This is a genomic window from Parvularculales bacterium (assembly GCA_036881865.1).
Classification (GTDB): Bacteria; Pseudomonadota; Alphaproteobacteria; order JAPOUT01; family JBAJNM01; genus JBAJNM01.
Genome location: JBAJNM010000011.1, coordinates 26,132 through 47,299, shown reverse-complemented (window position 1 = coordinate 47,299; position 21,168 = coordinate 26,132). Strand labels below are relative to the sequence as shown.

Genomic DNA, 21,168 nt, shown 5'->3' with positions numbered 1-21,168 from the left:
CGATCAATAGCGAAAAACAAAGCCGCCGGAGCGCCAAAAAAAGAATAGTTACGTGCAAACCACTGCAGTCTCTGTTTTTTATCCTCCCGTGGTATGTCAAGCAGAGAATACATATCCTCCCCGACCTTGTAGCGGCGACTTCGGTAAGGCTCCTTAAGGGAGGGCGGATAGATATTATATTCCGTTCCCTCTCCGGCGGGTTGAGAAGGTAATTTCTTTTGAACCATATCAACAAACTCGGTCAGTTTTTCACCACCCAGCACATAAACATGCCACGGTTGCAGATTACCGCCGGAAGGCGCACGACGGGCAACATCAAGAATATTGCGGATGATTGTTTCCGGTACAGGCTTATCCAAAAAAGCACGCACTGAAAGGCGTGTATTGATTGCCTCAGACACTTTCATAATTTCTCTCCTTTAATTCATCAATCCCGACAGTTTTGTGAGCCACAAGCCAAGGCCATAAGGCGTCACCCCCATGATCAAGAGCTGCACGTCCAAGACGCGCCGCCCAATACTGTCCGGACCCAAACTCCGTCCGCCATGACCACAGCCTTCGGGTGGAAAACTGTAACTCATGTTCGTAAGTAAAACCAATGGCACCATGAATCTGATGAGCCATCCCGGCCCCAATACCGGTAGCATCATCTGCTCTGGTCTTGGCAACCGCCACCGCAAAGATGGCATCACTTTCTTCTGCAAGGTGCATCGCTTGGGCGGCTTGCTCTGCCGCCATGTCTGCTGCCGCAGCTTGTGTGGACAATACTGCCAGCGCCTGTTGAATGGCCTGAAAAGCAGCAATCGGACGGCCAAACTGTACGCGATCTCTGGCATAGCGCACAGTCAGAGCTACCACCCGGTCAAGCGCTCCGGCCATCTGGCCGGCTCGTGCCAGGGCACCTGCCATCATGACACTGTCCGGCATCAGGCGAGTTGCTGCAGCCATCACCGGTGCTTTATCAAAGGAAAGATTATCACGTGGCTCGCGAGCCAGATTAACACTATGGGTCACATGGGATTGCGCTACAGGCGCACACACAGCATAAGGCACCCCCTCCTTTATCACCACTGTCACCACAGCTTCTGCATCCCGTCCCCATGGTACCCGTGACAGGGTTCCTGAAACGGTGAAACTGCCTTTTGTTCCGTCAAGCACGAGCCCTGCCCCTGCTCCTGACAAGCCTGCTATTGTTAATGGGGTATCCGGCGCATCAAGCCCTGCCGAAGAGAGTATCCACCGCGCTATAATTGTTTCCACAAAAGGAGCCGGTATCCCAAAAGCTCCCGCCGAGCGCATCAACAAGGAGGCCTCCGGCCATCCTGTTGTGGGGGTGCTTGCACCCTCAAATACCAGAACGTCCATCAAGCCTGCCTCAACCAGTGCTTGCCATGTGGTCGTCGGAAACTGCCCCTGCTCCGCCTCATGGCGTACGCGGTCACTTACATGATCAGCCAGCAAGCGGCTTATGGTATCCGACAAGATACGTTGTACATCACCATTATTGCGGTTGTTGCCAGTCATGGACGTTATCGCAACCCAAGGCCACGGGCGATAATACCGCGCAATATCTCACGAGTGCCGCCCCGCAAAGAAAAAGACGGCGTCACCTGAGTAAGATAACCCAGCGCTTGCGCATATTCATTCTCATTATTGAAATTTAAATCATCCTGCACACCGGGTAATGGCTCAACGGGCATCATATCGTGGGCAAACTGGGGTAGTTGCTGCTCAAACACAGCGCCGAGGTCTTTAACTACAGCGGCTTCAAGATCAGGTTTTTGCCCGGATTCAAGCATGCCTGCCACAGAAACAGACATATGGCGCAGGGTTGCCATGTGAGCAATTTGACGACCAAGGGCTGCGGCTTCCGTATCGGCAACATTGCCCTGTCCCTTATCTGCATAGCGGCGTACCATTTCCGCTAACAGGAGAGCACTAGACAAATAACGCTCCGGTCCCGAGCGTTCATAGGCCAGTTCGGCGCGTACCTGATCCCACCCTTCCCCTTCCTTGCCAATAACATTGGCGGAAGGCACAAAGGCTTCCTCAAACACCACCTCATTAAAATGAGTTTGTCCGGCAAGATCCGTGATAGGACGAATGGTAATGCCCGATGATGACAAATCTATCAGCAACTGAGTCAAACCGGCATGACGATTGTCTTCATCGTGAGCCGTGCGCACAAGGGCTATCATATAATGGGTGCGGTGAGCATTAGAAGACCAGAGTTTTGTTCCCGTTACCTCATAGCCCCCCTCAACGGGAGTGGCACGGGTGCGCACCGAGGCTAAATCAGAGCCTGAGTCCGGCTCACTCATACCAATACTAAAAAAGAGTTCCCCTTTAGCAATAGCGGGCATAAGAGTTTGCCGTTGATGCTCACTACCAAAGCGAAGCAACAAAGGACCGCTCTGCCTGTCGGCGACCCAATGTGCTCCTACCGGCGCTCCGGCGGCTAACATTTCTTCAAGTACTACATAGCGCTCAAAGGCGGAACGTTCATGACCGCCATATTTTTTGGGCCAGCACATTCCAATCCAGCCCTGCTCGCCCATAGCCCGACTAAAATCGGCATCATACCCCATCCATGTTTCTGCCCGCACCGCAAGAGGCGTTTTCTGTAATCCCCATTCATCAAGAAACGAGCGTACCTCCGCACGCATTTTTTCTGCTTTTGGAGGGAGATGGTGAAGGTCAAAATTAAAGGGCGACATGAACATCCGGATTTCTAAATTTCAATCTCTCTATGATGCCATGGCTACTTGGTAAATCAAGTCATGGTTCCGGTTTAAGTCTTTTTTAATTTTTTGGCCGTAGTTGATTATTACCCTCTTTGAGATCTACATAATCCTCAGAAGGCCATTCTACAATATGATCTTCAAGCGCCTCATCAGGAACACTTCTTTCTTCCACTACCTGACCACGAATAGAAACACCCGCTTCGTGAACCGTCTTGCTGTCTCCTGATACCAGCGGATGCCACCAATATAAATCACGCCCTTCCGCTATCAACCGATAGGCACACGTACGAGGCATCCAGAACAGATCCGTTACGGTATCAGGAGTTAAGGCAATACACTCCTTAACCAGACGGGTGCGCTCGGCATAGCGGGTGCATCGGCAATTACTTTGGTCCAAAAGACGGCACGCTACGTCAGTGTAGTAATATTCTCCCGAATCTTCGTCCTCCAACTTGACAAGGCAACACCGCCCACATCCATCGCATAGAGATTCCCACTCCTGCGGAGTCATCTCTCCCAGTGTTTTACTCTTCCAGAACGGATCAGTCATGAAGGTAAGAGTACGGGAAAACCCTCCCCCTGTTGAAAATTATTTCTCAGGATCGTAAGGGATTAATAAAACATTTATTAAATGTAAAAACTACATTTTCACACAAATATACTATGAAATATGCTATAAGCCCTATAGCACCACCACAGAAGGCGCTAAAGTAACCCCATGGTTCAACACGCCAGTAAACATGTTCACCTTCAAATGGTGACCGCCAATCGCCTTCGGGATGGGGAAGTCGTTTATCTGACGTCTGAGGGCACATGGACGGAAGTTCTTGAAGAGGGTGCCGTCAGCAAAGGCCGTGATGAGGGAGAGGCTTTGCTGGCCCGTGCTATGCCCTCTGTAGAGGCTCGTGAGGTGGTGGAACCCTATTTGTTCGCTGTGGTGGAACAAAACGGGTGTTTCGTGCCGGTAAGTGTGCGCGAGCAAATCCGTATGGCGGGACCCACCACCCGTCTTGATCTTGGTAAGCAGGCACGGGAGTAGAGACCCATGTATCGTTATGATGAGTTTGATCACCGGCTGGTAAGCACACGTGTTGAGCAATTTCGCGGTCAGGTAGAACGGCGACTTTCGGGTGCTCTTGATGAAGATGAGTTCAAGCCCCTGCGGTTGATGAACGGGCTATATCTTCAGCTTCATGCGTACATGTTGCGGGTGGCGGTTCCTTATGGGGTGTTATCCTCGCGGCAGATGCGAATGCTGGCTCACATTGCCCGTGTTTATGATAAGGGATACGGCCATTTCACCACTCGTCAGAACATTCAGTATAACTGGCCGCGCCTTGAGGATGTGCCGGATATTTTGCAAGATCTGGCCTCTGTTGAGATGCACGCTATGCAGACGTCCGGTAATTGTATCCGTAATGTTACTGCCGACCATTACGCAGGCGCAACAGCAGATGAATTGGAAGACCCCCGTATTTGCTCTGAGATTATACGGCAGTGGTCGACGTTGCATCCGGAATTTTCTTTTCTGCCCCGCAAATTCAAGATTGCCGTTACCGGTTCACCTCATGACCGGGCCGCCATACGGGTTCATGATATTGGTGTTGCAGTTGTGCGTAACGGGGCGGGAGATACTGGTTACCAGATTTATGTGGGCGGAGGTCAGGGTCGCACGCCTATGATTGCAGAGAAAATATGTGATTTTTTACCACCCGAGGATTTACTGTCTTATCTGGAATCTATTTTGCGGGTGTATAACCGCTATGGACGGCGGGATAATTTATACAAGGCGCGTATTAAAATTCTGGTTCATGCTCTTGGCGCGGAAGAAATGCGCCATCAGGTGGAAGAAGAGTTCGCCGCTATCCGTACGCAAGATAGTCTGCGTTTGCCGGAAGAAGAAATGTCCCGCATTGAGGCTTATTTTGCGCCACCGTCTTTTGAGGATCTATCGGCAGATACGCCGGTTCTGGATGCGGCACGGGCGGCATCTTCCGATTTAGCGGATTTCATAAAAACAAACGTAAGTGACCACCGGATGCCGGGTTACAAGATTGTCAACGTTTCCCTTAAGCCAACAGGCGGAGCACCGGGAGATGCCAGCGCCGACCAAATGGATGCTCTTGCAGAGATGACAGCGCGTTATTCTTTTGATGAAATACGCGTCACCCATGAACAAAACCTTACCCTGCCCCATGTTCGGGCGGAGGATATTCCGGCTCTTTATGAATCCCTACGCGCCCACGGCCTTGCCAGCGCCAACATTGGGTTGGTAACAGACCAGATTGCGTGTCCGGGTCTTGATTTTTGCAATCTGGCCAATGCCCGCTCTATTCCGTTAGCGCAAAATATATCAGAGCGGTTTGCCGACCTGAAACGGCAACACGATATTGGTGCGCTTAAGATTAAAATTTCCGGATGCATCAATGCCTGTGGCCATCATCACGTAGGGCACATTGGCATTTTGGGGGTAGATAAAAAAGGGACAGAGCATTATCAACTCTCCCTTGGCGGCTCGGCAGATGAGAACACCTCTCTGGCTGCCATTACGGGACCATCGTTTACGGAAAATGAAATTGTGGATGCCGTAGAGACGGTTGTAGATACTTATATTACCCTTCGTCATGAAGGAGAAAGTTTTATTGAGACCTACCGCCGGTGTGGCATGGATCCGTTTAAGGAAAAATTATATGGCACTGATTAAGGGAAAAGACGGTCCGGTTGAAGATGTATGGGTAATGGTGGAACTTGATGAGGAAATCCCTGAAGATAAGCCCGTCATTGTTGGCCTTGAGCAGTTCACCGCCGAGCGCGAAAGCTTACTTCGCCGCACAGCACCTCTTGGTGTGCGGTTGGAAAGCCATGAGCAGGTGGAAGATATAGCTCAAGACCTTGAATCTTTTGCACTTGTGGCTCTGGTTTTTCCTGTTTTCAAAGATGGCCGCGCATATTCTTCGGCGCGTTTGTTACGGGAGCGATATAATTATCAGGGAGAAATCCGTGCCGTAGGCAATGTGCTGCGCGATCAATTGTTTTTTATGATACGCTGCGGTTTTAACGCCTTTGATGTAGACCCTGAGCGCTTTACCAGAGAAAAATGGCACTCCGCTTTTGAAGAGTTTGACGTTGTCTACCAGCCCGCCGCCGACAACCGTACCCCCGTTATGGCCCTACGCAGCCCGCACACCGATGGTTAAAGCCGGATTTATCACGGCACCCGCAGCGCTATATGAAATCCACCGTAGGACGTATTCACCTGACGCTTTGGTGTTGCCCGGAAACCGCCAGTTCACCCACGCCAACTAAATCGCGCCGGACCATACCCCGCAGGATCAATCACAGGTGCTGTCTCCTGAATATGAGACCGCAACAAAGCCGCCGATCCCATAGCCAATGTCCACCCTAAAGACCCATGGCCCGTGTTGATAAACATCATCGGAACCCCGGGCACAGGCCCAATCAGAGGGCTTGAGTCCGGTGTCATGGGACGGTAGCCATGCCAAAAACGCACGTCCTGTTCGGCAACATCACATCTGGGAAAAAGCGCTCGCAAGCCCCGCAGAACAACCCGCGCACGCGCCTCATCAAATCCTTTATCTTTATCCGGCCGCTTTGTTAGTTCTGCCAACCCCGCAGCACGTAACCGATTTCCCAAACGAGAGACCACCAGACGCCTGCTCTCATCAGTAATACCAACCTGAGGTGCATCCATGTTCTCCTTAACCGGCACGGTGACCGAATATCCTTTTAGGGGCCACACAGGAAGCCAACGTCCAAACCCCCTCATAACGGACGGGCTGAAAACCCCCGCGCACACCACAACAGCATCACCTGTAAAGACGTCTTCTCCGCAATAGACACGCCACTCTCCGGCTTTGTATTCCATTTTTCCTACAGAAATATTAAAGGTAAACTGCACCCCCTCATCATCGGCCCACTCCGCAAGGGCGCGGGTAAACAAATGAGCATCCGCCGTCTGATCATCAGGTGCATAAATGCCGCCAACAATATCTCCCTTCACCGCCTGCAATGACGGCTCTATGGCAACACAACCATCAGAATCGTGAAACGCAAGGTTTTCCCCCAGCGCTATCAGCGCCGTAGCCTCTTCGCAGGCATGATTGTATGCCGTCTCATCGTGAAAGATACGCAAGACACCCCGATGCGCCGCATCATAAGCTAAAGAGCGTCCTTCTTTTTGAGCAAGGCTCTCAAGCTTCCCCAACTCATCACGTGAATAACACGCCAAAGAAAAATTACGCGCCATCCCCGCCCGTTGCGCTTTATAAGTACAGTTCAAAGCGGATGCCGCCAACCAGCGCCATTGATTAACATCTGCACTTAATCTCAAACGAAACGGCGCATCCTTGCGGCCGACCCAGCCCATGATCAGACCTGGTGTATGAGGCCCAAGCCACGGCATGGTTTCAGACGGACATAACTGACCGCCGTTAGCGAAACTGGTTTCAAGGCCAACACCCTCGCAGCGCTCCAGCACCGTTACCTCATGACCTTCACGGGCCAGAGTAAAAGCGCTGGTAACCCCCATAAGCCCTGCACCGAGTATCAGGATACGCATAAGGACACTCTATTTATCATAACGAGTTTTAACGATGCCGGTTGTAACCGGTTATTGGTCACCGCCCTGCTTAGCAGGGTCAGCGAAAGAAGCAGGCGTGCCATGAGGCATGCTCTCCACATAAACAGACCGTGAGGGAAACGCAAACCCTGAACCGGACTCTTTAACAATTTCTTTAATTTTATAAGCAAGGGCTTCCTTAATGGCAAGCCACTCACCCCACACGGTGGTCTTGGTGAAACAATACACCATAATATCTATGGAACTTTCAGAGAATGAGTCAATCCGCACAAAGGTTGATACGGCAGGTGGTTTTTCAAAGGCATCATTGTTGAGAATGTAAGTTTCAATGTTATCGCGGATTTGACGCAGCTGATCTACGCCCGTTTCATAGACAACGCCTATTTTCCAATAAATACGACGGTGCGTCATGGCAGAGAAGTTGGTTACCGCATTATCGGCAAGATAATTATTCGGCACATAAACCGGTGCCAGATCAAAGCGGCGTATTAGCGTTGAACGATAACCGAGTTTTTCAACGGTACCTTCCACAATGCCATCAACGAATACCCAATCCCCGATGCGAAACCGTTTCTCAAGCAATATAGAAATTCCGCCTACCAGATTTTTGAACAAATCCTGTGCGCCCAGCGCAACGGCCAGTCCTCCGACCCCAAGGCCCGCAATAAGAGGTGCTACATTGATGCCCCAGACACTTAATATGGTGGCACCCCCAAGGGCTGCGACAAAAACCCGCATGGTCATGCTAACCAGATACCGTGTCTCGTTGGTCAGGATATTATTGAGTAAGCGGGTAACCCGTATGAGCGGATCAATGAGAGAATAAAGACCCCAAAAGATAGCCCATACCACAAGACTGCGAACAATCTTGTTGGCAATTTCATTGGCCACACCTTCCAGAGGCATAATATTGATGGCAAAAAACAAGCCGATCACCAAAATAGCCATCCGCACCGGATCACGCAGAGCTTCTAACAGGGCGTCATCCAGCGATGTTTCCGTGCGCTTAACCAGAGCCTCCAGCCGGTTAAGAACAAAACGTGTTATCAACCCCCGAAAGATGATAAAGGCAACCAAAACGCCAAGGGCTATCAAAAAAGCGCCTATGTCATAACCGAAAACACCTTCGGTCCAGATGTCGTAAACGATGTTCTGAAAATCCTGTATCACATCAAAAATCCCTAGACTGATAAAGCCCTGCCGGAGCCTCATGCTCTCCGTCTAACACCATATATAACGTCCACCCCACCATGAGATAGTGTATAATAGTATATGTTGCCCGCTTTGCCAGCAGCGTTTCTAATCTATCATCCCTCTCCTGCCCGCTATTCTTATGCCTGCTACCGTGCCCCTGCCTGATCTTGACGAATTAATCGCCAACTTTTCCCTGTTTGACGATTGGGAAGAGCGCTACCACTATGTCATTGATCTGGGCGATGCTCTGGAGCCTATGCATGCCTCGCATAAAATCCCGGGCAATAAAGTGGAAGGATGCGTCAGTCAGGTCTGGCTTTCCTTTCGCTGTGCCCATGAGGGTGTTAGTACGCCGCATCTTTATTTTCAGGGCGATAGTGATGCGCGTATTGTGCGCGGCCTCATTGCCATTCTTTCCATACTCTACAACGGACAGCCCGTTGATGAAATTTCAAGCGATGCGGCTCACACCCTTTTTCAACGCCTCGGCCTTGCGGAACATTTAACCCCCCAACGTTCCAACGGCTTTTATGCGATGACCACCCGTCTTCAAATGGAAGCTGAAAAAGCCCTTCTATCAGAAGCAGAAGGTCGTGATGCATCATAACTCTGAACGGGATTTCATCATTTAAAGGCTTGAAATTAATTTTTCTTGTAAACTTTCCTAAATCATATACTCCTGTTTACTATCATTCACACTGAATCAATCAACAGGGGAAGACCATCCTCATGGATGCAAAACATACAAATCTTCTAAATTTTATTGGCGGCTCCTTCCAGTTCTTGATCCCCATTTATCAACGAAAATACTCATGGGATCGCGTTCAGTGCGAGCAGCTTTGGAATGATATTATTCGAGCTGGTAAAGGCGACAGTATTGAAAGCCACTTCATTGGTTCCATCGTCTATGTCGCAGATACTGACGCGCATAACGCTCCGCTTTTAGTAATCGATGGCCAGCAACGCCTTACAACCCTAACGCTACTGATTTCGGCATTATCCTACGCTTTGGGGGAGCAAGAACCATATAATGGTTTTTCACAGAAGAAATTGAAGGGTTACTATCTTATCAACGAGCCCGAAACCGGCAATATGCGTCGAAAGTTGGTTTTGTCTGAGACGGACAGAGACACTCTTTTTGCTGTTATTGACGGTCAAGATACCCGGGATCTCCCAGAAAATTACTCTCATCGAATAAAGGATAATTTTCTATTTTTCGAGGAGCGTATCAAAGAATATGCGAATGACTTGGAAAGTGTATGCCGAGGACTATCAAAGCTTCTCGTTGTCTATGTCGCCCTTTCGCGCAAAGGGGACAATCCCCAACTGATCTTTGAAAGCATGAACTCGACGGGGCGCGAACTCAGTCAAGCTGACCTCATCCGAAATTTTGTTCTAATGGGGTTGGATACCGGCCTTCAGGAGCGATTGTACAATCAATATTGGCGATCAATGGAACAGGCATTTGGACAAGAAGCTTACGATAAACATTTCGACAAATTCATGCGCTATTTCCTGATCGTAAAAACAGGTAACATGCCAAGGTTAGATGACGTTTACACGGCCTTCAAAGACTATGCTCGGCCCGAGGAAATAGATACGCAGCGCATCGAGGAACTGGTTAAAGATATTTGTCAATATTCTCGGTATTTCTGCGCAATGGCTCTGGATAAAGAATCTGATCCTGACCTGAAGGCAGCCTTCAACGACCTTCGCGAGCTTCGTGTTGATGTTGCATATCCGCTCCTGCTAGTGCTTTACGCTGACTTCAAGAGTGAAGTGCTGGAACATGATGACTTTCTTGAAGCTGTTCGGCTGGTTGAAACCTATGTCTTCAGACGTGCCGTTTGCGAAATTCCAACGAATTCAATGAACAAGACATTTGCAACGTTTGCAAAAGCGTTGAAAAAGGATTGCTACCTTGAAAGCATTATAGCGCATTTCCTTCTAATGCCTTCCTATCGGCGATTTCCTTCGGATGAAGAATTTCGAGAAAAAATCAAGCTACGTAATCTCTACAATTTCCCACGTCGAAGTTATTGGTTGCGTCGGTTTGAGAATTTTGGGCGCAAAGAGAGGGTGCCAGTTGGTGAATATACGATTGAACACATAATGCCCCAAAGCCTTACCAAAGAATGGAAGACGGTGTTGGGTGAGGATTGGCAGCAAATCCATGAGCGGTATTTGCACACTTTGGGAAATCTGACTCTAACTGGCTACAATTCCGAGTATAGCGACAGGCCGTTTGTTGAAAAAAGAGACATGAAAGGAGGATTTCGGCATAGCCCGCTCAAGGTCAATTCCGGCCTTGGAGAACTGGATGAATGGACAGACAAAACCATCATCAATCGTGCCAATAGCCTCGCTGAAAAAGCCATCAACGTGTGGCGTTTTCCATATATTTCAGAAGATATTCTAGAGACCTATCGACCTAAGGAAGTTAGCCCTTCTACTTATTCGTTTGAGGATCATCGTCATTTGACGAGTTCACCGACGAAACAGCTGTTTGAATCATTACAACGCGAGATTCTCAATCTTGACCCCTGCGTTAGTGAGGAAATTCTTAAGCACTACATCGCTTATAAAGCCGAGACCAATTTCGTTGATGTAATCCCCCAAGCCAAAGGACTCCAGTTGATACTAAATATGGAGTTTATGGATATAAGCGATCCAAAGAGACTTTGCAGGAATATCACCGGTCTGGGACGCTGGGGGAACGGAGATGTTGAGGTCAAATACAGTGGTCTTGACGAACTTCCTTATATACTCAGCTTAGTTCGGCAATCCTTAGAAAGACAGCTTGGAAACGGAGGAGATGAATAAGATCAAAAAAGGAACCCATGAGCCGATTGCCGACCTCCCTGTCCCTTGTGGCTATAGTATGTGGATGCGTAGCACCCTCAACAGCCCCTGTTTATAGTGCGGATTATGATGTCGGCTATAATCAGGGATGCCAGACGGCAGCTCTGGGTGCCCGCGAGCGCTTTCGTGATGATACACTTTACAAAACCAATGCGGCTTATAAATCGGGCTGGAACAATGGCTACGGCCTTTGCCACAATGAAAACGCCAACAGAAATGACCCCATGCGGGCCATTTTGTCAGATTTTGACCGGTAACCACTCTTTAGACTTGAGAGAGCTGATGGCCGGATGTTTAATAACCGGACTCAAGTCAACAGATAGCACCCAATAAACAGATAACTCATGAATACTGACCGCTCCTTTTCGACTTCCTCTGCTACGGAAGAAAGGCACAAACCTTTTCCCTCCCTGATGACCCTTTATATGACGGGACAAAGCAGTTGGTATATGAGCCTCGGATTACAATTTGTGCTGTTTCCGTGGTTGGCGGCTTTTGTTCTGGAGGTACCGGCGCACCTTGTGGGCATCGCGCAAATGTCGCTGATGGCACCTTCTTTGGTGTTTATGTTATTTGGAGGGGCGGTAGCCGATCAAAACGATGCACGGCGTTTGCTCGTCTGGCTGCATACCGCCGCCATAATGCCCCCTCTTGGTCTTGCTCTTGTGATGAGCGCCGACAGTTTAAGTTATAGCGCCATTATCGCCTACGCTCTGGCTATGGGAACATTGGGAGCCTTTGCCATGCCGGCACGGGATGCTTTGCTCACACGCATTGCCGGAGGCGCCATTCAAAAAGCTGTAACCCTTGCCATGATGATGCAATTTTCTTCCCAGTTGGTGGGTATGCTTATTGCAGGGCTAGCAGATCAGGCGGGGGCTGTTCCTTTTCTTCTCGGACAAGCGGTTGTTATGGCGTTAGGTGCCGTGGCTACTCTCCGGATGCCCTCCTTCCCGCCTCACGCCGAGACCACTCCCCTACGCGCCCGCTTTCAGGAGATAAAAGACGGTCTGACAGAAGTAACCTCCTCTCCCCTTTTGCTACCGGTTGTCATGCTCATGGCGGCTATTGGCGTGTGTTATATTGGTCCTTTTTTAGTGGTTTTGCCTCTTATGGTACGCGATATCTATGAAGGAGACTCGGGCAGTCTTGCCATTATCAACATATGTTTCTGGGGCGGGGTGATTTTCATCACGGCGGCTTTATTGCGCATTGGCGGCGTACACCATATCGGACGCGTGTTGTCGGTTTCCGTATCATCAGGCGCCGTGGTGCTGGCATTGATGGCTATTCCCTCCAGTTTTACCATTCTCTGCATTTTGTGCATTTTTTGGGGCATGGGCGCGGGTATCACCATGTCTCTTACACGCACGATTGTTCAGCAGGCGTCTCCCGCCAGCCACCGGGCGCGTATTCTTTCGGTCTATCAGCTGGGGTTTGCCGGGGGCGGCCCTATCGGTGCTCTGACTATGGGATATCTGGTTGATGCGCTGGGCATCACCATTGTCACTCTTGTACCGGCCCTTACAATGGGCCTCATGCTTACTTATATTATTGCCCGCACGAGACTAATCAGCATCACGGCAACAGACCTTGATGCACCATCGAACACCTAAATATTGCGCCTGGCTATACGTTCGCCCGTACCTAACCGTATGGGCGATCCGGCCACCACGGATAATACTCGGGCATATCTTCAGACACGGTGCAGGGAAAGTTTGGGGCACGTTTTTCCAGAAACGACACCACGCCTTCTTTGGAGTCCCCTGACCGACCCCGTGAGAAAATACCCCGGCTATCTATCTTGTGCGCTTCCATGGGATGATCGGCTCCCATCATACGCCACATCATCTGCCGTGTGAGAGCTACAGAGACCGGCGCCGTATTCTCAATAATTTCCGAAGCCAGAGCACGGGCGGCAGGTAGCAGATCGTCAGGCTCATAAAGGGCACTAACCAGCCCACCTTCAAGAGCTTCCTGAGCCTCAAACACACGGCCCGAATAACACCACGTCAAAGCCTGAGAGATGCCGACAATGCGAGGCAGAAACCAGCTGGAGCAAGCCTCCGGGACAACACCGCGTCTGGCAAACACAAAGCCAAAACGCGCCGTGTTACTGGCGAGTCGAATATCCATAGGTAGTTGCATGGTAATACCAACACCGACGGCAGGACCATTGACGGCTGCAATAACCGGTTTTTTACATTCAAAAATGCGTAGCGTCAGACGTCCACCGCCGTCCCTGACGGCCTCGTTGGACCAATCCACCGTGCCATCGGCTTTGAGAGCTCCCTGACGATGGGGCTGGTCGGTGCGGGCTTCATAGTTGAATGTATCCGCGCCGGACGATAAATCCGCACCGGCGCAAAAGGCTCTACCTTCTCCGGTAAAAATTACCGCTCCGATGTTGTCATCAGAATCCGCCAGATCAAGAGCCTCAATCAACTCAAACATCATTTTTCCGGTGTAGGCGTTAAGTTTTTCGGGCCGGTTGAGGGTAATGGTCAAAATCCGGTCGCTAATATCGGTACGTATGGTCTCAAAAGACATGACAGGCTTGCTCCCTTCTTCAAGGCGTTTTATCGTTACAGGCGTATTGGATAGCGCGGGTGGGGATGGCAATCAAGGGTTGCCGAGTCTGCGCTAAGTACAAAACCGGATAAAAGGCCGAATAAAAGAGAAAGGCAAATAAATGCACCCCTCCATTCATGCCCGCACCGCCCCCGACAAGCCTGCCTATATTATGGCCGGTAGCGGAGAGGTTATTACATATAAGCAATTGGATGAACGCTCCAATCAGTTGGCACAACTCTTTCGGGACCGGGGATTAAAGCCGGGTGATCACATGGCGTTGTTTATGGAGAATAATGCCCGCTTTATGGAGATATGCTGGGCAGCGCAACGATCAGGATTGTACTATACGGCGATTTCCTCGCGCCTTACGGCAGGAGAAGCAGGTTATATTGTGGGTGATTGTGGTGCGAAGTTGTTTATTACCTCAACGGCCATGATGCCTATGGCAGAAGAACTCCCTCCCCTGATGTCAGGCGTTGAGCATTTTCTTGCCGTGACAAGCCGCACCGGAGATAGTACCCCCAAAGGATTCGAGGCATACGAACCGGCCCGTGATGCCATGCCTGGCACACCGATTGCCGACCAGATGCGGGGTGCGGCCATGCTTTATTCTTCCGGTACAACGGGCCGTCCTAAAGGTGTCAAACATCCCATCACCGGCGAGGCTATTGATGAACCATCTATATTGATTAATCTTGTCAGTCTTCTCTATGGCCTGAATGACGAGACAGTCTATCTGTCTCCGGCACCACTTTATCATGCAGCTCCCCTGGCTTTTTCGATGAGTTTGCAACATCTTGGAGCAACATGCGTTGTCATGGAGCAATTTGACCCAGAGGAGGCTCTCAAACTGATAGAGCGTTATAAAGTTACCGCGAGTCAATGGGTGCCGACCATGTTTGTGCGCATGTTAAAAATGCCGGAGGAGGTGCGCACACGCTATGATTTATCCAGCCATCAGTGCGCGATTCATGCTGCCGCCCCATGTCCGCCCCCCATCAAGAGGCAGATGATTGACTGGTGGGGCCCCATCATCAACGAGTATTATGCAGGAACCGAGGGCAATGGATTCTGTGCCATTAACAGTGAAGAATGGCTAGCCCATGAAGGCTCGGTGGGTAAAGCGCTTAACGCCATCGTTCACATCTGCGCCGATGACAGCGGAGAGGAACTGCCGGTTGGCGAGCAGGGCGTTATTTATTTTGAGAGTGAGACCGAGTTTGAATACCATAATTCTCCCGAGAAAACTGCAGAGTCACGCCACCCGAAAGGGTGGACGACACTGGGCGATATTGGCCGGGTGGATGAAGACGGCTATCTTTATCTAACGGACCGCAAGGCATATATGATCATTTCCGGCGGTGTGAACATATATCCGCAAGAGGCGGAGAATGTGATGATTACTCACGAAGCCGTAACCGACGTAGCAGTTATCGGTGTCCCTAATGATGATTTCGGTGAAGAGGTAAAGGCGGTGGTACAGCCTGCCGACTGGTCACAGGCAGGACCGGATTTAGAAGCCGAACTGATTGATTATTGCAAACAGTCTTTGTCGGCTATTAAATGTCCGCGCTCTATTGATTTTGAGAAGGAGTTGCCCCGTCATGCCACGGGTAAACTGTATAAACGCCTTATTCGCGATCGTTATTGGGGAAAACATGACTCAAAAATTGTATAGCATCTGCACCTTTGCTCTTTTTTGTTCCGAAGAACATAGGTATTTTGTATGATGGAAGTGATAAATCTGACAAAAGGAGGCTCTCATGAGAACGTTTGAAAATCTTGAAGAATATAGCGCCTGCACCGGACAAGAAATTGGTGTGAGCGAATGGGTTGATATAGACCAATCCCGCATCAATCAGTTTGCGGATGCTACCGGCGATCATCAATGGATACACCTTGACGGCGAGCGCACTCAAAAAGAACTGGGCATGCCCACCATTGCTCACGGGTATCTGACACTATCTCTTTTGCCAATGTTGTCGGGCAAAATCAGCGCAATTAAAAGTGTTACCCGAGGCATCAACTATGGAGCCAACAAAGTTCGCTTTACCAACATGGTGCCGGTAGACTCAAAAGTACGTGCGCGGGTTGTGCTTAAAGATACTACCCCAAAGGCCGGTGGCCTTCAGGCAACCACTGAAGTGACCATGGAAATTGAGGGTCAGGAGCGTCCGGCCATGGTAGCGGAAACTTTGTCTTTACTTTATGAGTAGATAAGTACCTCCATGGAAAAAATCACCAAAAGTGATGATGAATGGCGCTCTCAGCTAACACCGGAGCAATATAACGTCACCCGCAAGGCAGGAACGGAACGTGCGTTCACCGGCCCGTATCACAATGAAAAGGCAGCGGGGACGTATTCTTGCGTTTGCTGTGATGCGCCATTATTTAGCTCTGAGGCTAAATATGACAGTGGCACGGGTTGGCCCAGTTTCACGGCGCCCATAGAGCCGGAGGCAGTTGCCGAGCACGATGACCGGAAGTTGTTTATGCGCCGGACGGAAATTGTGTGCAACCGGTGTGATGCCCATTTGGGTCATGTGTTTTCTGATGGTCCCGCCCCGACAGGGCTACGCTATTGCATGAACGGTACGGCCTTGCGCCTTGACCGAGACGATTAACCCGTCTGCCCCTCACGCTGAGCGGCGGTCTGTAACGGAAACGCATCACGGCATCACCCGCCGGGATGAGTACGGGTGGTTGCGTGCTGAGGACTGGCAGGCGGTTATGAAGAATCCCTCCACCCTGCCGGATGATATCCGGCAGCATCTGGAGGCTGAGAATACTTATATGCGTTCTGTTCTGGCTCCGACCGAGTCCCTTCAAGAGACTTTGTTTGAGGAGATGAAGGGGCGTATCAAGGAGGAAGATGAAAGTACGCCCGCACCGGACGGGCCGTTTTTCTATTACACCCGCACCCGGGAGGGCGGTCAGCATTTTATCTATGCTCGGCGCGCCAGAACGGGGTCAGGGCAAGAAAAGATCCTTCTTGATGGCGATAAAGAAGCCGCTCCCCACGATTATTTTAGAATAAGCGCTTGCGACCATGGACCTGACCATACTTATATTGCCTGGGGTGTTGATACAATCGGTGGAGAGTCTTACACCGTTCATATTTACGAGGCGGCCAAGGGCAAGGCCTATGGTGAAAGTATAAAGAATACATCCGGTGATTTTGTCTGGGCTGCGGACGGAAGGACGATTTTTTATACCCGGCTGGATGACAATCACCGCCCCTCCCGTGTGTTTCGCCATCATATTGGCGATAATCCGGCAGATGATTATCTGGTCTACGAAGAACCGGACCCGGGGTTTTTTGTGTCTCTGAGCAAAACTCAAAGCGGAGATTTTATTCTTATAGACTCCCATGATCACACCACCTCAGAAGTGAGGTTGATCGATGCTCATAATCCGGCAGGCTCTTTTGTTCTTGTTGAACCACGCAAATCCGGTCTTGAATATAGTCTGGAGCACGACCGTTTACGAAACCGTTTTTTGGTTTTGACTAATGCCGATGGCGCAGAAGATTTCAAAATCTGTGAGGTAGATGTTTCTCATCCGGCACGTTCAGGCTGGCGCGATATAGTGCTCCACACACCCGGACGGCTTATTCTGGAGCACATTTGTTATGCCGGTCACATGGCACACATTGAGCAGATTGACGGTCTTCCCCGTCTCATTATTACAGATCTGAAAACCGGCGACATGCATCCGGTGGCCTTTGAAGAAGATGCTTACGATTTAGACCTCATGTCCGGCCTAGAATATGGCACGCAAATTGTTCGTTTTTGTTATGATTCCATGACCACGCCGGTTCATGTGTATGACTATGATATGGGCACGCGCCAGCGCACTTTGCTTAAAGTTCAGGAGATACCAGCCGGTCACGATCCCAACTCCTATTGTACGCGCCGTCTCATGGCGCAAGCAGAGGATGGTGAGCGTATTCCTATCTCTCTTTTGTATCATAAGGATACTCCTCTGGATGGCTCGGCACCGGTGTTGCTTTATGGGTATGGCGCTTATGGCATTACCATTCCGGCCAGTTTTTCCACGACTCGTTTTAGCCTGACAGATCGTGGTTTCATTTATGCCATAGCGCATATTCGTGGTGGTATGGAGCGAGGGTATCACTGGTATATGGAGGGGCGGGGGAACAAGAAAACCAACACATTTAGAGACTTTATTGCGGTAGCGCATCATTTGGTAAGCGAAGGTCTAACCCGCGAGGGTGCCCTAACCGCCCACGGAGGCAGTGCCGGCGGGCTGTTAATGGGAGCGGTTGCCAATCGTGCACCGCATCTTTTTTGCGGCATTATTGCGGAGGTGCCATTTGTGGATGTGCTCACCACCATGCTCGATGAAACACTACCCCTTACCCCACCGGAATGGCCTGAGTGGGGTAATCCCATAACAGATAAAGTAGCGTATGAGGTGATTGCATCATATTCGCCGGTGGATAATGTAGAGAAACAGGCCTATCCGCATATTTTTGCAACCGGTGGCCTAACAGACCCGCGTGTGTGTTATTGGGAACCTGCCAAATGGGTAGCGCGCTTACGTGCCGCGCGCAGCGATAATGGTCTTACCCTGCTGCACATGAATATGGGTGCGGGCCATGGGGGAGCCTCGGGGAGGTTTGACCGTTTAAAAGAGGTGGCGCGTCTTTATGCATTCGCCCTTATGATTCACAACCGCATGGAGACAATGCCCTACTCCAAAGATTAGAGCATTACAGGGTGGCCAGAGTCTTTTCAGTTTCCGCCCATAGGCGCTCTGCATCGTTCCGGTCAACGGCCCATGGACGCACCCCCATGGGAGACTGGTCATCGGCAGGAACCTGCTTAGCAATATCGGCATCTTCGCAATAAACACCACCCATATTGTCCAACTGACCTGAAGTTGCACAAAACAGACTTGTTGTGCAGCCCTGTGTAGGGGTTTTGAAGAATTGAGCGGCGAGGTCGGTTGGAGAACCATCTTCTTTTGTCCAGCCGAGTGTGACCATTTCTTCGTTTTGCAGATGCCGTTGTAGAGGCGTGAAGATTCCACCCGGGTGCACGCTGAAGCATCTGATATGTTGGTCTTGATATAGTTTGTCCATATGGACTGCCATAAGGGATTGCGCGGTCTTTGATTGTCCGTATGCAGTCCATTTTTCGTATTTGTTGCTGGAGAATTGCATGTCGTCAAAAATCATACCGCTTACGCGATGAGCAATGGATGAGAGGTTAACCACCCGTGCTCCCTCGGCCGCGATTAAGTTATCAAGAAGGCCGGTTATCATGACGAAGTGACCGAAGTGATTGACACCAAGTTGATATTCTAACCCTTGCGCAGTTTTTTGTTCTGGGCACGCCATAACACCGGCATTAGCGATGATGAGGTGAAGGGCTCCACAGTTTTCGGCAAATTCTTTTGTAAAGCGATCAACGGATGTAAGATCGCTAAGATCCATTTCGGGGATGTCGTCAGCAGGGAGAATGCCCTGAAGGGTTTTTACGGCACGTGTTTTATCTCGTGCGGGAACGGTGACATGAGCGCCTGCACCCACAAGCGCTTTGACGGCCTCAAAGCCGATACCGGAGTATCCGCCGGTTACGAGTACATTTTTTCCGCTGAGGTCTACATTGGCCAGAATATCTTCCGGTTCGGATTTCGGGCCGAAGCCGGAGTTAAGAGGTTTTTGTTGCGGGGAGATCGTCATGCTGACTTCTTCTTTTTGTTTTTTTGATTGTTTCTAGTATGATGCTGAGCGGTAATGATGTCTACACCGCAGGTCAGTATTTTTGCGCCGAGTGAGATTTCAGAGTGGCAGAAACACCGCCGGAGGGCACTTACACCTCCACATACTCATTACTCCCCACAAAAAAGATGCGAAAGCCCTAAAGGCGGGCTATGATGCCCATAACATACAGGAGAGAGAGATATCATGAGCACCGTAACGCTACTCGCAGAACAAACCGCAAGCCCGGAAGAAACCGGACTCTCAGCCGAACGCCTTGACCGCATCCCTCAATTCTTCAGTAATTATATAAATAAAGGCAAACTCGCCGGCCTGTCTATCCTCATCGCCCGCGATGAACAAGTCGCTCACCTCTCATGCCAAGGTGTCAAAGACACAACAACAACCGATCCTATAAAGCCGGATACTATCTTCCGCATTTATTCCATGACCAAGCCCATCACCTCCCTCGCCCTGATGATGCTGTTTGAAGAAGGACGCTTTCTACTGGAACACCCCGTCTCCCGATACATTCCGTCCTTTGCCAACTGCCGCGTCTGGAAAAGCGGAACTAACATGATTCACGCAACCGAGCCCGCCTTGCGCGAAATAACCATCCTGGACCTCATGACCCATACCTCCGGTCTAACGTATGACTTCATGAACTGGCATCCCGTTGACAGACTCTACCGCCGTAACGGAATAACCAGCGCCAACCCCGATATGACATCCGGCGAAATGGCTGAACGCGTGACCGAAATCCCCCTCATGTTTCAACCGGGAACCCACTGGAATTACTCCATCGCCACAGATATGTGCGGCCGTCTCGTAGAGGTCCTCTCAGGACAGACGCTGGACGAATTTTTCTCTACCCGAATCTTTAACCCCCTCAACATGAACGATACCGGCTTTATGGTGCCGGAGGATAAACTCTCCCGATTTGCCTCCAATTATGAGCGTGACCCAAAAAACAAAAAGCTCCGCACCGTAGACCCCGGCAGCACAGAAAGCCCCTACGCTCACCCTCGCAAGTTTTTATCCGGCGGTGGGGGGCTAGTCTCCACTATCACGGATTATTACCGCTTCTGCCAGATGATGCTAAACGGCGGCACGCTGGACGACACACGCTTAATCTCTCGCAAAACGGTGGAACTCATGACTGCCAATCACCTGCCCAATGGCGCCACCCTGCAAGACATTGGCATAGGATCGTTTACCGAAAACCGTTTTGAGGGAACCGGTTTCGGCCTTGGCTTCTCGGTGGTCATGGACCCGTCAGACGCCCGTATGCCCGGCTCTCCCGGCATGTATTCCTGGGGTGGGGCAGCCAGTACTTATTTTTGGATAGACCCGGAGGAAGAACTCATCGCCATTCTGATGACCCAGTTCATGCCGTCTGACTATTACCCTCTGAGGCCCCAACTTCAGCAACTGGCGTATGCGGCTATTGACGACTAATATCACCT

Annotated in this window: 20 protein-coding genes; 12 read left to right on the top strand and 8 right to left on the bottom strand. The window is 50.4% G+C overall.

The window, feature by feature from the left end; all coding sequences use genetic code 11:
* From V6Z81_04365 to V6Z81_04350, 4 genes are all read right to left on the bottom strand, one after another.
* Window positions 1–407, bottom strand: a 407-nt coding sequence (locus tag V6Z81_04365) for a nitroreductase family protein (GenBank protein MEG9861721.1), incomplete at its 3' end; no start/stop codon positions are given.
* Window positions 394–1,524: an acyl-CoA dehydrogenase gene (locus tag V6Z81_04360; GenBank protein MEG9861720.1), complete on the bottom strand. Its 1,131-nt coding sequence runs from the start codon at window positions 1,522–1,524 to the stop codon at window positions 394–396. The genes V6Z81_04360 and V6Z81_04365, both read right to left, overlap by 14 nt.
* A 5-nt stretch (window positions 1,525–1,529) precedes the next feature.
* Complete coding sequence (locus V6Z81_04355) at window positions 1,530–2,717, bottom strand: acyl-CoA dehydrogenase family protein (GenBank protein ID MEG9861719.1); 1,188 nt, start codon at window positions 2,715–2,717, stop codon at window positions 1,530–1,532.
* Between the two features lie 85 nt (window positions 2,718–2,802).
* Window positions 2,803–3,294, bottom strand: a complete 492-nt coding sequence (locus V6Z81_04350) for a YcgN family cysteine cluster protein (protein ID MEG9861718.1) — start codon at window positions 3,292–3,294, stop codon at window positions 2,803–2,805.
* Between the two features lie 168 nt (window positions 3,295–3,462).
* Here V6Z81_04350 and V6Z81_04345 point away from each other — a divergent pair, with 168 nt between their 5' ends.
* Genes V6Z81_04345 through V6Z81_04335 form a run of 3 tightly spaced genes read left to right on the top strand, consistent with a single transcriptional unit; the run spans window position 3,463 to window position 5,941 of the window.
* The gene (locus V6Z81_04345) at window positions 3,463–3,783 is read left to right on the top strand and encodes a DUF2849 domain-containing protein (GenBank protein MEG9861717.1); all 321 of its coding nucleotides are present in this window, start codon (window positions 3,463–3,465) and stop codon (window positions 3,781–3,783) included.
* A gap of 6 nt (window positions 3,784–3,789) precedes the next feature.
* Window positions 3,790–5,448 (top strand): nitrite/sulfite reductase, encoded by a 1,659-nt coding sequence (locus V6Z81_04340; protein ID MEG9861716.1) that lies wholly within the window; start codon window positions 3,790–3,792, stop codon window positions 5,446–5,448.
* The gene (locus V6Z81_04335) at window positions 5,435–5,941 is read left to right on the top strand and encodes a DUF934 domain-containing protein (protein ID MEG9861715.1); all 507 of its coding nucleotides are present in this window, start codon (window positions 5,435–5,437) and stop codon (window positions 5,939–5,941) included. Before V6Z81_04340 ends, V6Z81_04335 begins: the two co-directional genes overlap by 14 nt.
* A 92-nt stretch (window positions 5,942–6,033) precedes the next feature.
* Here V6Z81_04335 and V6Z81_04330 read toward each other — a convergent pair whose 3' ends face one another.
* Window positions 6,034–7,323 (bottom strand): D-amino acid dehydrogenase, encoded by a 1,290-nt coding sequence (locus tag V6Z81_04330; GenBank protein ID MEG9861714.1) that lies wholly within the window; start codon window positions 7,321–7,323, stop codon window positions 6,034–6,036.
* A gap of 51 nt (window positions 7,324–7,374) precedes the next feature.
* Window positions 7,375–8,556 (bottom strand): mechanosensitive ion channel family protein, encoded by a 1,182-nt coding sequence (locus V6Z81_04325; protein MEG9861713.1) that lies wholly within the window; start codon window positions 8,554–8,556, stop codon window positions 7,375–7,377.
* A gap of 121 nt (window positions 8,557–8,677) precedes the next feature.
* Here V6Z81_04325 and V6Z81_04320 point away from each other — a divergent pair, with 121 nt between their 5' ends.
* The 4 genes from V6Z81_04320 to V6Z81_04305 all read left to right on the top strand — a co-directional run bounded on the left by V6Z81_04320 (window position 8,678) and on the right by V6Z81_04305 (window position 13,016).
* A complete protein-coding gene (locus tag V6Z81_04320; GenBank protein ID MEG9861712.1) occupies window positions 8,678–9,145 on the top strand; it encodes a SufE family protein in 468 nt (155 codons plus the stop codon).
* A 122-nt stretch (window positions 9,146–9,267) separates the two neighbouring features.
* The gene (locus V6Z81_04315) at window positions 9,268–11,361 is read left to right on the top strand and encodes a DUF262 and DUF1524 domain-containing protein (protein ID MEG9861711.1); all 2,094 of its coding nucleotides are present in this window, start codon (window positions 9,268–9,270) and stop codon (window positions 11,359–11,361) included.
* Window positions 11,362–11,378: 17 nt separating this feature from the next.
* Complete coding sequence (locus V6Z81_04310) at window positions 11,379–11,657, top strand: hypothetical protein (GenBank protein ID MEG9861710.1); 279 nt, start codon at window positions 11,379–11,381, stop codon at window positions 11,655–11,657.
* An 87-nt stretch (window positions 11,658–11,744) separates the two neighbouring features.
* Window positions 11,745–13,016, top strand: coding sequence for an MFS transporter (locus V6Z81_04305; GenBank protein ID MEG9861709.1), 1,272 nt, complete (start codon window positions 11,745–11,747; stop codon window positions 13,014–13,016).
* Between the two features lie 31 nt (window positions 13,017–13,047).
* Here V6Z81_04305 and V6Z81_04300 read toward each other — a convergent pair whose 3' ends face one another.
* Window positions 13,048–13,950, bottom strand: a complete 903-nt coding sequence (locus V6Z81_04300; protein ID MEG9861708.1) for a crotonase/enoyl-CoA hydratase family protein — start codon at window positions 13,948–13,950, stop codon at window positions 13,048–13,050.
* A gap of 142 nt (window positions 13,951–14,092) precedes the next feature.
* Between V6Z81_04300 and V6Z81_04295 the strand changes: the two genes are divergently transcribed.
* The 4 genes from V6Z81_04295 (at window position 14,093) to V6Z81_04280 (ending at window position 18,705) form a co-directional block, all read left to right on the top strand.
* Window positions 14,093–15,652 carry an AMP-binding protein gene (locus tag V6Z81_04295; protein MEG9861707.1) on the top strand — a complete coding sequence of 520 codons (1,560 nt, stop codon included), beginning with the start codon at window positions 14,093–14,095 and terminating at the stop codon, window positions 15,650–15,652.
* Window positions 15,653–15,737: 85 nt separating this feature from the next.
* Window positions 15,738–16,190 carry a MaoC family dehydratase gene (locus tag V6Z81_04290; GenBank protein ID MEG9861706.1) on the top strand — a complete coding sequence of 151 codons (453 nt, stop codon included), beginning with the start codon at window positions 15,738–15,740 and terminating at the stop codon, window positions 16,188–16,190.
* A gap of 12 nt (window positions 16,191–16,202) precedes the next feature.
* Window positions 16,203–16,598, top strand: coding sequence for a peptide-methionine (R)-S-oxide reductase MsrB (gene msrB / locus V6Z81_04285; protein ID MEG9861705.1), 396 nt, complete (start codon window positions 16,203–16,205; stop codon window positions 16,596–16,598).
* On the top strand, window positions 16,582–18,705 hold the full coding sequence (locus tag V6Z81_04280; GenBank protein MEG9861704.1) for a S9 family peptidase: 2,124 nt from the start codon (window positions 16,582–16,584) through the stop codon (window positions 18,703–18,705). Before msrB ends, V6Z81_04280 begins: the two co-directional genes overlap by 17 nt.
* A 4-nt stretch (window positions 18,706–18,709) precedes the next feature.
* On the opposite strand, the gene V6Z81_04275 is transcribed toward V6Z81_04280, so the two are convergent.
* Window positions 18,710–19,684 (bottom strand): SDR family NAD(P)-dependent oxidoreductase, encoded by a 975-nt coding sequence (locus V6Z81_04275; GenBank protein ID MEG9861703.1) that lies wholly within the window; start codon window positions 19,682–19,684, stop codon window positions 18,710–18,712.
* 225 nt (window positions 19,685–19,909) lie between these two features.
* Between V6Z81_04275 and V6Z81_04270 the strand changes: the two genes are divergently transcribed.
* Window positions 19,910–21,160 (top strand): serine hydrolase domain-containing protein, encoded by a 1,251-nt coding sequence (locus V6Z81_04270; GenBank protein ID MEG9861702.1) that lies wholly within the window; start codon window positions 19,910–19,912, stop codon window positions 21,158–21,160.
* Window positions 21,161–21,168: the final 8 nt, after the last annotated feature.